This is a genomic window from Pseudobutyrivibrio sp. YE44 (genome assembly GCF_900104335.1).
Lineage (GTDB): Bacteria > Bacillota > Clostridia > Lachnospirales > Lachnospiraceae > Pseudobutyrivibrio.
Window position 1 is genome coordinate 74,977 of the sequence record NZ_FMXT01000004.1, and the last position, 12,820, is coordinate 87,796.

11 protein-coding genes and 1 tRNA gene are annotated in these 12,820 nt (G+C 39.5%); 2 read left to right on the forward strand and 10 right to left on the reverse strand.

All coding sequences use genetic code 11. From position 1 onward, the window contains the following. Positions 1 to 7: 7 nt before the first annotated feature. Complete coding sequence (locus tag BLR54_RS08135; RefSeq protein ID WP_176761896.1) at positions 8 to 1,447, reverse strand: MBOAT family O-acyltransferase; 1,440 nt, start codon at positions 1,445 to 1,447, stop codon at positions 8 to 10. A 172-nt stretch (positions 1,448 to 1,619) separates the two neighbouring features. Further along, positions 1,620 to 3,407 carry a carboxylesterase/lipase family protein gene (locus BLR54_RS08140; RefSeq protein ID WP_090419357.1) on the reverse strand — a complete coding sequence of 596 codons (1,788 nt, stop codon included), beginning with the start codon at positions 3,405 to 3,407 and terminating at the stop codon, positions 1,620 to 1,622. 178 nt (positions 3,408 to 3,585) lie between these two features. Here BLR54_RS08140 and BLR54_RS08145 point away from each other — a divergent pair. Both BLR54_RS08145 and BLR54_RS14950 read left to right on the forward strand, forming a co-directional pair. Continuing rightward, positions 3,586 to 3,670 (forward strand) — tRNA-Leu (locus BLR54_RS08145). 216 nt (positions 3,671 to 3,886) lie between these two features. Further along, a complete protein-coding gene (locus BLR54_RS14950) occupies positions 3,887 to 4,036 on the forward strand; it encodes a hypothetical protein (protein WP_176761897.1) in 150 nt (49 codons plus the stop codon). Positions 4,037 to 4,079: 43 nt separating this feature from the next. Here the strand turns inward: BLR54_RS14950 and dtd are convergent, their stop codons facing one another. The 8 genes from dtd to BLR54_RS08185 form a co-directional block, all read right to left on the reverse strand. Further along, the gene (gene dtd, locus BLR54_RS08150; protein WP_090419360.1) at positions 4,080 to 4,529 is read right to left on the reverse strand and encodes a D-aminoacyl-tRNA deacylase; all 450 of its coding nucleotides are present in this window, start codon (positions 4,527 to 4,529) and stop codon (positions 4,080 to 4,082) included. Continuing rightward, entirely contained in the window at positions 4,529 to 5,587 is a 1,059-nt protein-coding gene (locus BLR54_RS08155) for an SGNH/GDSL hydrolase family protein (protein ID WP_242871221.1), read from the reverse strand. The genes dtd and BLR54_RS08155 overlap by 1 nt, the downstream gene beginning before the upstream one ends. A 58-nt stretch (positions 5,588 to 5,645) precedes the next feature. Beyond that, positions 5,646 to 7,238, reverse strand: coding sequence for an MBOAT family O-acyltransferase (locus BLR54_RS08160; RefSeq protein ID WP_090419362.1), 1,593 nt, complete (start codon positions 7,236 to 7,238; stop codon positions 5,646 to 5,648). Positions 7,239 to 7,242: 4 nt separating this feature from the next. Continuing rightward, positions 7,243 to 7,476 (reverse strand): acyl carrier protein, encoded by a 234-nt coding sequence (locus BLR54_RS08165; protein ID WP_090419365.1) that lies wholly within the window; start codon positions 7,474 to 7,476, stop codon positions 7,243 to 7,245. Between the two features lie 119 nt (positions 7,477 to 7,595). Next, positions 7,596 to 9,107, reverse strand: coding sequence for an amino acid adenylation domain-containing protein (locus tag BLR54_RS08170; protein WP_090419367.1), 1,512 nt, complete (start codon positions 9,105 to 9,107; stop codon positions 7,596 to 7,598). A gap of 49 nt (positions 9,108 to 9,156) precedes the next feature. Beyond that, on the reverse strand, positions 9,157 to 9,876 hold the full coding sequence (locus tag BLR54_RS08175) for a cysteate racemase (protein ID WP_090419370.1): 720 nt from the start codon (positions 9,874 to 9,876) through the stop codon (positions 9,157 to 9,159). 14 nt (positions 9,877 to 9,890) lie between these two features. Beyond that, a complete protein-coding gene (locus tag BLR54_RS08180; protein ID WP_090419373.1) occupies positions 9,891 to 11,147 on the reverse strand; it encodes a transglutaminase-like domain-containing protein in 1,257 nt (418 codons plus the stop codon). Between the two features lie 86 nt (positions 11,148 to 11,233). Continuing rightward, entirely contained in the window at positions 11,234 to 12,811 is a 1,578-nt protein-coding gene (locus BLR54_RS08185) for a helicase HerA-like domain-containing protein (protein WP_090419376.1), read from the reverse strand. Between the last annotated feature and the right edge of the window lie 9 nt (positions 12,812 to 12,820).

Genomic DNA, 12,820 nt, shown 5'->3' on the forward strand with positions numbered 1-12,820 from the left:
CATCCCTCTAAAAACGTAAATACATAAATGGATTTCCTGCTGAATTTGCAAGACTAAATACAGCAAACCAAAACATTGCAAATAAGATAATAGTTGTAATCACATTATCCTTGTGCTTTCTATATAAAGTCTGGATTCCAGGAATCACTAAAATCAATCCTAAAATAAGATATGGTAAATAAGCTGGCACAAAAAGGAAAACGTCTTTATTGTTTACAGCGATACCATTATTTATAACTGGAAACAGTCGTAGGAAATAAGTTCCAATTTTTCTAACTGAATGTGTAGCAAAAATAACCCAGGTACAAGGAATAATCACAAGAACATTTATCCTACCAACAATCTTGTATAAAGGCTGGCACTTTGAAATGAGAAATTTCTCCAAAGCAATAATGAAGAAAATCACCATAGCCCAAATTATATAATTAAAATTTGCACCGTGCCAAAAGCCAGTTACAAGCCAAACCACCAAAAGATTTAGAAAGGTTCTAAAGCCACCCTTTCTGCTACCTCCAAGCGGAATGTAAATATAATCCTTAAACCAGCTTCCAAGAGTTGCATGCCAACGTCTGTAAAAATCTGAAATAGATACAGCATTATATGGCTGAATAAAGTTTTCAATGAAAGGAAAACCAAGCATAACACCAACACCTGCAGCCATAAGTGAATAGCCCCAGAAATCGAAGTACAAATTCATTGAATAGGTGTATGCACCAATCCATGCCATTGGAGTGGAAATACTTTCATATCCAATAGTTTTAAGCTCTTCCCAAAGAACCGCTAAATGATCAGCTATGATAACCTTCATAAAAAGACCAATTGCAAAATATTTTAAACCATCTCCTACATGGCTGAAAACATTATAAAGCTTAGAGCCTATTGATGGTGCCTGAATAACAGATGCACTACCTTCCTCTCCACCTTCTGATTTTACAGAAGTCTCAGTTGCATTTTCCAGATTAGCAATTTCTTGATTTACTTGTGATATATCAGATTTTAATTTTTCAACTAATTCTTCATCATCTTTCTCATCTGAAACAAACTCGACACTTATTGGATGTTTCTCCCACATTTGGTTTGCTGTAACAAAATCATATCGACTGATAGGTCCAGAGATAATCTGTGGAAACATAGTGAAATAAGTGGACATCTTTATGAAGTTCACCTGAGAGATCTTTCCTTTGTATAAATCAACCTGATATGAAATCATTTTGAAAACATAGAAGCTCAATCCAAGTGGAAGCAATATGCTGCTATCTAGACGGCCTGCTATTTTGAAGTCAATAAGCATACCTGCATCAAGGATGATAGCGGCAACCAGAGCAGCTCTGCTCTTCTTTGCAACAGACTTGGCCAAAAAGTAATTAATTATAGAAGCTGCTACCAAAACAGGAAGCATCATATAATCATTTACGGCATAAAAAACAAGGCTTGCCAATAATAGCAAACATGGTCTGCACTTAGCTGGAAAAATATAATATATAATTAAAAAAAGGGGTAACGCCCTGAATATAAAGTTTAAATCAGATAAAGTCATCCTATTCTCCCTATTATTATTTCAGCATAAGTATAACCTATTTAGGCGGTCCATCAAAGACCGCCTTAAGAATATTTTAGCTTTATTTCAAACTTTTTTGATATTTATCGATGACTTGGTACAATTTTTCGTTAGGATCATCCACCATTTTTATTGTAGTATCAAGCTGAAGAAGCTGTTTCTGATTAGCTGAGCGCATTTTCCATTCTGGTAATCCCTCTCCATTTGGATTACCTGTCTTCGCAAAATTAACCCAATACTGTTGCATTATTTCGGAAAGGGCATAATCCTCCTCATCATATAAACCAGGATGACGCCATAGATTTCCATATGCATATGGCAACTCACCTGCATGATAGTTAGACAAGACATTATTGGTCTTTGTAAAGTAGTATTCATAGGTAGGAACCTTCTGTTCAATCAAATAATTATTCCACAGATAATGAGAATAGCTAAACCAAATGGCTGAATAAGCTGTATTCAATGCCCCCTTTGCATCCCCCAAAGCATCAACTATAAAGTGTTGATCACGCTGTGGACTATCTGCCGGAACAAGCTTTGCCATCTCTGCAGCCTCATCCCCTATGGCTTCCGCCAATTTGCTTTCATAGTTTTCCGCAGTAGCCTTTGTGGTGAGCAGAAATGCATCTGCTTCCTTTACGTTAAAACCGTTAAGCAAAGCTTTCTCGTGATTTTCACCTTTTTCATAAGTTAAATATGGTTGTTCAACAATTGCATACCCATCAACTGTCATAGCAGTTTGCTCTGAATCATTTTTCAGAAGCTCCTCGGCTGAAAGATTTCTTAATTCTGCCGAAGACTTCACTCCAAATTGTTTTCTAACTTTCTCCCCTTCTTCTATTGCCTCTTCGTATTTACGAAATGTATGAAAGGGTTCGATTGGAGTGATTCCACTTGATGCTGCAATGGCGTAATTGAACTTGTCCTTTGTAAGAGGTGAAACACAAAAGGCATTAACAGAAGACGCACCAGCAGACTCTCCTGCTATGGTGATTTGGTTAGGGTCACCACCAAAGCTAGCTATGTTATCTCTTACCCAGTTGAGAGCAGCAATCTGATCTAACAGACCATAATTTCCAGTAGTTCCATTAGGTGACTCTTCCTTCAAATCTTCCGCTGCATAATATCCAAATACGTTTAGACGATATGCAAAGTTTACGAAGATAACTCCACGCTTAGCCAAATCCTCCCCTCGATATTCTGTATAGGATGATTGCCCAGTGGAGAGACTTCCACCATGGATATAAAAGATTACCGGCAATGGCTCATCACCTGCATCAGCAGGAGCAAACACATTAAGGTATAAGCAATCCTCACTCATAGCTTCAACATACTCATCCCCAAACTTCACCTGATAATCATGCCAACCTAAGATATGAGATACACTGTCAACTAAAGGATTATTTCTGACCTGCATTGCCATTGGGCCAAACTTGTCACAAGCTCTTATCCCTTCCCAACTTTCAGGATCCGCAGGCTCTTTAAATCTATGTTCGCCCACTGGGGGAGCTGCATAAGGAATTCCAGCATAGACCTTTACAGATTTATCTGCATTATACACACCTGTTAAATCGCCTTGAGCTACATGAACCACTTCTGTCATTTCTGGATTCTTGTTGTCTACAGCAGGAACATTTTTGTATGGTGGTGCGGTTAAAATATAATTCAAAATCAAGATAATCAAAAAGGCGCACCAAAGTATAAGGGGCTTCTTTATTCTTGAATGAGCAAAAAACATTCCAGCCATAGCTATAAGTGCAACGCCCCACCCCAATAATATATTTTTTGATAATTCCAAAAGGATTATATATAGAATTGTTACGATAACTAGAAGGATTGAAAAAGCCATTTGTTCTACCTCGTCTTTCGATTGAAAGCTACTTATTCAAGGATAATATTTCACCTCAAATGGGTTATATATCATCTTACAAAAAAAATATGAAAAAAATGTAATTTAGGTGTTGACTCTAAGTAGATACTCTGATATTATACTTCTTGTCGTCAAGACAAGGAACTACAAGTTCTGAGCGGAAGTGTCGGAACTGGCAGACGAGCAAGACTAAGGATCTTGTGCTCATTGCGAGCGTGCGGGTTCAAGTCCCGCCTTCCGCATCTTTTAAAAGAGAGTAACCAAGTAATTGGTTGCTCTTTTTTGTTATATAAGACTTTAGATTCATTATTTTTTCACAATGATATCCCTATTGCTTCATAATTTAGACATAGAAAATGATGTATACTTCTAGTTACACACCACCTAGGAGGTGCATGGATTCATTTTTGGGAGATTAATGTTTTTCTTTTTGAATAGCTTATATAGGAGGTATTGCTATGAATGAAGAAGGCATTAAGAGAATGGAATCAAAACTTGCTAGAGCTTATAAGGAAGGTCATTATCGTGAGAGTTTAGAGCAGATGCTGGATGAGAAGCCAACGATAATACAAAGTATATCTGAGACATTACATAATATTTTTAGTTAATGAAAATGCTACCCTTTTGGGGTAGCATTTTTTCTGAAGCCTATTAGCATATTTCATTTGAATCTAAGATTATGGTAAATGGTCCGTCGTTCTGAAGGGATACCTTCATATCGGCGCCAAACTCTCCTGTCTCCACTGGAAAGCCTGCTTCGCGACAGCTAGAAATGATGTATTCATACATTTCATTTGCCATATCAGGAGCACCAGCGTCTGTAAAGGATGGTCGATATCCCTTTTTGCAATTTGCATAGAGAGTAAACTGAGAAATCAAAAGCAACGAGCCACCAACGTCTGTAAGCGACAAATTAATCTTGTCATTTTCATCGTCAAAGATGCGCAAGCCCAAAAGCTTCTTAACCATCTTGTCAGCAATTTCTTTTGTATCATCATCTGAAACACCGATTAAAACAAGAAAGCCTTTTCCAATTTGGCCTATTACTTTCCCGTCTACTGCAACTGATGCTTCATTAACACGTTGAATTACGAATTTCATTATTCTTTCTCCTTTGGATTTACAGCTCCATACTTTTCAAGGTTCTCATTCTGACGATCTATTTCAGCCTGATATCTTTCGGAAACACCCTTCCAATATTCATCAAGCTCTTCTTCTCCTCTTCTATCAGGAACTACGTAGTCAGTAACAAGAATCTCACCAAAGAACTTGGACATTTTCTCTGCACCTGAGAGATTTAAATGAAGACCGCCGTCATAAGTATCCTTGCTCCAATCCAATCCCATCTCATCCTGATAATTTAGGAAATTATAGTATGGCAAAGCATTATCCTTAGCATATTTTACAATTTGTTCATCCCACTCAGGATACCAATATGGATACAAGCTAGGGGCTTTAACCAGAATTAACTGAACATCATTATCCTTACAAAGCTTTGTAAGCTTGTCTAAATAGTTGTAGGCATTGTCACCAAAATTGTAATCTGTAAGTGGTCTTCCCTCTGGCACATCCTCTGCTGGCTTTACATCCACACGCAGGTAATAACCGTTGAAGGAAACCTTATCTCTATGGAAAAGATATTTAAAATCATCAGAGTTTAAATCGCTCCAACGACGATGATAGCGTAACAACGGAAATACGTAGTCAACAAAATGCTCTTCCTCTGTCATTGAGGCTTTGATATTGTTCACCTTACTTGAAGACCATTTCATGCCATCAATAGACATACGATTGTATGCCTCACTTTGTGGCTCGTTGTATTTCATGGAAAGAACATTGAAGACAATTATATCAGGATGCTCTCTCTTTACAGTCTCTTCTGCCAAATAATAAGATTGCCAGATAAGCTGCTGGGCACTACCTCGTATATAGGAATTAATTCCATAGTTTTCCCAAAGATAAACTGGAGAAATATTTTCGTATAACTCACAGTCTCCAATGAATACCACGTTATGATCTGTTGGGTCATCGTAGTATTCCTCTATCATTGCACCTTCTAAAACGCCGTTCATGTATTTGGGCTCAAGGAGCTGGTTCGCAAAAGCCAGGCCGGAGATGGCAATGACTATGGATAATAAAATTGATATATATTTTTTCATTTGATTTACACCTCATCCGCCCCTTCGGGGCACCTTCTCCTCAAGGAGAAGGCTTGGATTAGAATTGATTATAAATAAACTGGCTTGCTGAATACCCGATTCCGTAAGCACCAAATATTAAAGTCACCATAAACAGGCCATACCACAGGATAAAACGTACTGGTGCGGCCTTTTCTGCTATCTTAGCTCGAACTGAGCCAGAGCGCTGTATCAAGCTGACAGCAACAAGTAGAAGCATAGCTACAAACACAACTGCGTAGTCATACTCTGTGATTCCCATACCGATAAAGGCATCCCCGTTAAGCTGTGACAAATGTGACTTAGTGAAGATACTTCCAAACATCTTGAAGGTAAGTGGCACATCTCTGTAGCAGTCAAACATACGAAGGCTGGACATGATAAGCACTGTTCTCACAACTCTGAAAAGCTTCCAGCCAAAGGTATCTTCCACCTTAACCTTACTGTGGAACCAGCGATAAAATGGCTCAAGCTCCTGAGAAATCATAATAACAACAAAGTTGCCAAGTCCCCAGACAATGAAATTCCAGCTTGCTCCATGCCAAATACCTGTTGTAAACCAAACAATAAAGCTTGAAAGATATACTGGTACTCTCTTACCAAGGTTGTTACCAAGACGAGCACGGCTTTTCTTTGAAAGCTTCATCATAAACTGGCTGGCACTGATTGGATAGAAAATATAGTCAGTAAACCATGTTCCCATGGTGATATGCCATCTGTTCCAGTATTCTTTGATGTTCTTTGAGAAGTATGGACGAATAAAGTTTTCAGTAACCTTAATTCCCATAGTCTCAGCCACACCAATAGTGATATCAATTCCACCTGTGAAATCCGCATAAAGCTCTAAGGCGTAAAACATTGCACCAGCAAAGGCGTAAAATCCATTGTAGGTATCTGGGTCGCCAATGATTGCCTGAACGGCCACAAGAATTCTATCTGCAATAACAAGCTTCTTGAAAAATCCCCAAAGGATTCTCTGTAAGCCGAAGGATACAGTACGCCACTGGAATCTATGCTCTTCGAATAGAGTCTGGCTCAAATCAGCATAGCGGCTGATTGGTCCCTGCACCAGCTGTGGGAAGAAGGATACAAAAAGTGCAAACTTGAAAAGATTATTCTGTGCCTTAAATTTCCCGTTGTAAACATCAATCAGATATCCCATAGACTGGAAGGTATAAAAAGAAATACCCATAGGAATAATCACATCAACAAAAGAGATTGTGCCCTTATTTCCAATAGCACCTAAAATATTGTTGACATTGGATATAGTGAAGTTAGTGTACTTAGTCACTGCAAGAATGCCCAAGTTACACAACAGGCAAGCTAGAAAAATTTTCTTTTCTACAGCATGCTCCTTAGCCTTCAAGGCCTTGCGCTCATCCTTTTCGTATTCTTTTTTATGCTCTTTGAACCACAGCTCAAAGGCTTCCTTTTTATCTGATATTTCCTTTGCAGCAAAAAATGTGGTAACTGTTGTGATAAAAATAAAGATAAGATATCTAGGATCTGCTATAAAATAAAAAGTGTAACTTGCAAGAAGCAGGAAGGGCCACTGAGCCCTTCCTGGCAATAGATAATACACTATAAATACTATGAGCAAAAATCCTAGGAATTCATAGCTTGTAAATAGCATTTAATTAATCCTCATCGTCTAATTTTGCTTTGATAAGTGCATAGATTGTCTCTGCTGAATCGAAATTCTCTGGTGTAAGCTCTGCAGCACCAATGGTAACATCAAATTCCTCGTTAATCTCTGAGATAAGAGAAACAATATCAAAGGAATCAAGGATGCCGCCTGTTACGAGGCCTTTCTCCGTAGTAAAGTCAACTTCAGGGTGTAAATCCTTAAGTATTTCAATTAATTCATTCATGATTATATCCTCCTTATTTATATGAGCTGATAGGCTACAAATAAATATACTGTTTTTTGAGAGTATAGTGAAAACGATGAAAAAAACAGTATTATTTGTTTGTAGCCGTAACCAGCGGATTATCTATTGGTATACATCTTGGATAATGTTACACGGTCAATTTTTCCATTTGCTGTGAAAGGCATCTCGTCCAGGCGGTTCACCTTATTCGGCAACATGTAGCGTGGAAGCTTTGTTTTTAATGCCTTGATTAGGTCGCCTTCTGTAATGTCGCCTACGTAGTAAAGAACGATTTTGCCCTGTTCCTTGGCATAGATACATCCGGAAAGCTTTATCTCTGGTACGAGATTCACGTTTGCTTCGATTTCTCCAAGCTCAATTCGGTGTCCCATATGCTTGATTTGGAAATCTTTTCTTGAATGGAACACAAGCTCACCGTGTTCATTAATATGACCAATATCGCCTGTTCGATATATGATTTCAGGATAAGCTGTATTCAATGGATTCTGAACATATGCTTCGCTGGTCTTTTCTGGGTTGTTGTAGTAGCCAAGTGTAACAGAGGTTCCTCGGATACAAATCTCTCCCTGTTCTCCATCCTTTGCTAAGGTGTTGTCTTCCTTTAACAATAGAATCTCGGTGTTTTTAAATGGGAAGCCTACAGGGATAACCTCATCATCTGCAAACTCACGCTCAACAGGATAATAACAGCACATTCCTGTGCCCTCTGTTGGACCATAAAGATTGAAGAACTTAGCCTCAGGCACTGCTGCTCTCCAAAGCCTAAACTGCTTGATAGGGAAAACCTCGCTACCGAAAGCGATAGTTCGTAAGGTATGAGGCACTACCGTATCAAAGGTCGCAAAAGCACTAATCATTGTAAGTGCTGAAACCACCCAACAAACAGTGTTGATATTGTGCTCATTTATATATTCCACCAGCTTGATTGGGAACATAAAATATGAATGTGGAATCAGGTAGGTGGTGGCACCAAACTTTAATGTTGGATAAAGTTCCTTAAGGCAGGCGTCAAAATAAAGTGGTGTCTGGTTTCCAAATATTGTGTCTTCGTTGAAACCAAGTGTTTCTGAAAGCTGCTCAATATAATCGATTACCGAGCGGTGACAAGCGCAAACCCCCTTTGGAACTCCTGTGGAACCTGATGTAAATACGATATAGATTGGATCTGTATCTATGGCTTTCTTTCGAACCTGCGCCAGTGCATCCTCATCAGCCTTTGTATTTGATATATCTGAAAACAAGACTATGTCTGCCTTATAATCAAAGCCTTCCGCAATAGCCTTTGTGCTATCATCACAAATAATCACTCTTGGCTTGCAGTTATCAAGAATCAGATTTATACGTGTGGCAGGCATCTCGCTATCAATAGGAACATAATAGCAGCCTGCATTAATTACACCAAAGAAAGTAGCTATGGTGTTTGGACTCTTTTTCATGAACACAATAACTGGCTCACGATGACAACTTCTGTTTAAAAGGCCTGTTCCTACAGAGTCCATTATTCTTTTTACATCTGCAAAGGTAAGTTGAACTTCATCATCTGCATATGCGATTTGGTCGGGAACCCTAGAAAGGCTCCCATCTAAATAATCTAGTACATTGTTTTGCATTTTACACCTCATCCGGCCTTTCAGGCCACCTTCTCCTCAAGGAGAAGGCTTATATTGTAATCAAATTCTCGCATTCTATTCGTGGCTTTGCGCATTTTTTTACGCAATCCGCGGCCAAAACATCAACTATATCAAGGACCTTTGGGCCCACCTGATAATCTCGTTTTACAATTGAAAGCTCTGTGCATCCTAGAATAACTACCTGAGCACCTTCGTCTAGAAGCTGCTGCTTCACTTCCATGAAAGCATCCATATTCACAGGCTTTCCAGCCTTAACATCATCATAAATAATGCTCATAACCTTTTTCTGCCCTATCTCATTAGGATAGATGCAAGCTATATCATGATTCATAAGAACGGAATCAAAAAGATGCATGGAAGCTGTGCCATCTGTAGCCATAATTCCAACTTTTTTGATGCCACGCTCCTTAAGATACTCTGCCGCCTCCTTTATTCCATTGCTAACAGGAATAAATACATTTTCTGCAAGCTGATCGTGAAAATAGTGAGCAGTAATGCATGGCATTGCTATGTAATCCACATTCTGTCTTTCCAAGGATTGAGCCAGCTCTAAAATCTTTGGAAACGGACTTTCCTGACTCTGCCCTAAAATAAAACCTGTTCTATCAGGAATAGATGGACAGTTGTATATAATCATTTCGATATTTTCTTGGTCTGTTTTTGCATCGGTGAGTTCAATAATTCTGCGCATAAAATACGCAGTAGCCATAGGCCCTAACCCACCAATTATACCTAGTTTTTTAATCATATTCCTATTCTCCACTAGTTAAAATAGGTGTATTTTTCGCGATCGTAGTTGTGAGAACGATAATGCTCGTTTGAATAAGCCATTAAGTCCTCATCTGTAATATAAAATCCCTTAAAGCTTTTGTCATGACGTGGTGTGCAGTCAAAGTGACGCCATCCCTCTCCACAGTCAATAACACTCCAGAAATGATGTCTAGTTGCTGTAGGAATTATTTCTATATCCTCGTTTTTAATACCGGCTCTGGTAAGAAGAGCCTTTCCAACTGCAAAATAGTTGTAGCAATCACCGTGACGATTTGTAAGGCCATCATATGCACCCTTTAACCAATCATCTCTGTCGGTGCTTTCACTATATCCGATATTTCCCTGAATCCAAACATATATAGCGTGAGCCTTGTCATAATCAGACATATCCGGCTTAATAATATCTGCTAGGATTTCGTCAGCTAAGGCATAAACCTGATCCTCAGTGTAAAGCTGCTCAATAACGGTAATTTTACCTTCTGCCAAATCCATGTTTCCCATTGAATCTTCCGCAGTATAAATAACCGTGTATTCACCTGGAGTATTTAAATCCACATGGCTACTGTCTACCTGAACCTGAATATCTGAATCAACATTGTCTGTAACCACTACCCCAGACTTAAAGCTAGCGCTCTGGCCAACATATACTATCTTATCCAGCTGACCTTCTATAACTGGAGGGATGATATCGTATTCCTCCACAAGATTCAAAGTGGCATTCTTTACTGTTTTGTTTCCAGAACCATCTTCTGCCACAATTTCCACAGGAATCTTTCCATAATTGTCAAAACTAAGAGCAGTCTGGAAATATACTGTCACATCTCCAGAGGCATCACTTACTTCTTCCACAAAGTCCTTTGCTCCAGGGATTTCTTCCTTGGTGCGAGTAAGATCTTTAACTGTAAGCTCAGGGGCAATAGTATCATCCACCTCTAAGTTGCACTCATAAGTGAAGGGCTCTGAAACAACCCCCACCTTATAGGTTCCAGCATATTCTGTGGTAATGACAGTATCTGGTGTAAATACAGCTTTTTTAGAAGCATCCCTAAGAAAATCTGTAGCCTTTACATCTCCACCAAGCTCAACCACGCAAGTGCTGTAAACTCTGTGTGAATAGTCATGATAAAAGTAGGCCCCCACACCGGCGCAAGCTAAAAAAATAGCCACTGCCCCTATAGTGAAAAGCCTACTTGTTCTTTTACGTTTATATTTACTTTTATGCCTTTTACGTCTGACGTCTCTATCCATGATTTTATTCTCCCGAGTGCAAAATCACACTCGAAACTAATTTTAACAATCATGAGGGTTGACGTCAAATTTTCAGATATATTTTTCTACTTTAAAAGGGTGTTAAGCAAGCCTCTAAATAGCTGAGCTCCCGTGTTACCTCCGAGAGTTTGTCCGAACTTGCCTCCCAACTGCTTTCCAACCTTTTTACCAACCTCTCGGCCAACAGTTCCGGCCACAGTGGTTCCCACGGATTTAGCAGCACGTTTCTTACGGTTAGCTTCCTTTTCAGCCTCACGCTGAGCTGCCTTTGCTGCAGCTGCTTCTTCCTTGGCCTGCTGCTTTGCTGCGGCTGCCTCCTCCTTGGCTGTAGCCTCAGCCACTGCCTCTTCCTGGTTCTTTCTATCAAGCATTTCATATGCAGAGTCAGGATCAACTGCCACCGCATACTTCGAATACAACATGCTGGATTTTACGGCAGTATCTCGAACTGCATCATCAATACCACCCATCTTTGACTGAGGAGGAAGTATAAACACCTTTTCAACAACGCTAGGTGTACCATCCTCCTGAAGGAAGGATGCAACAGCCTCTCCTGTTCCAAGAGACTCTATTACATCAGCTGTTTTAAAAGCTGGGTTTTCTCTGAAGGATTCTGCTGCTGCTTTGACAGCCTTTTGATCTGATGGTGTATATGCATGAAGAGCATGTTGAACTTTATTGCCAAGCTGTGCCAACACTCCATCTGGAATATCACGAGGATTTTGAGTTACAAAGTAAATGCCAATTCCCTTTGAGCGAATAAGCTTCACTACCTGCTCAATCTTCTCAAGCAATGGCTTTGGAGTGTCTTTGAAAAGAAGATGTGCTTCATCAAAGAAGAATACCATCTTTGGCTTTTCCAAATCACCAACCTCAGGCATGGTTTCAAAAAGCTCTGAAAGCATCCAAAGTAGGAAAGTTGAGTACAAGGTTCCATTATTAATAAGGCTCTGGCTATCGAGAATATGAATCATCCCTTTGCCGCTTGCATCCACGGTAAGCCAATCTCTAATGTCAAGCTCTGGCATACCAAAAAACTGGTCACCACCAGCAATTTCCAATGCCACAACAGCCCTTTGAATAGCTCCAACACTTTGCTTACTAATACTTCCATATTCCGCTGCATAATCTTTGTTGTTTTCAGCGAGTTCATTAAGCATTGCCTTTAAATCCTTGGTATCATACAGATACCATCCGTTGTCATCAGCAATTTTGAAGGCTATAGTGAGAATATCACTTTGAAGCTCATTTAAATCTAAAATACGACTTAGGAGCAATGGGCCCATATCAGAAATTGAAGTTCTCACCTGAATGCCCTTCTTTCCAAACACATCCCAAAGAGTGGTTGGATATCTGTGGTATTCAAAGCCATGCTCAGCAAGGCCAAATCTTTTTATACGCTCTTGCATGTTTTCACTGTCAACACCGGCTTCAAGCATACCGGCAATATCGCCCTTAACATCTGCCAGAAAAACTGGAACTCCCATATCTGAAAAAGACTCTGCTAATACCTTAAGGGTAACTGTTTTTCCAGTGCCTGTTGCACCTGCTATCAATCCGTGACGATTTGACATCTTTGGTAGCATGTACACTGGCTCTCCTGCCTCAGTGTTTGCAATCCAAATCTTACCATCTCTTAACATAATCAATCC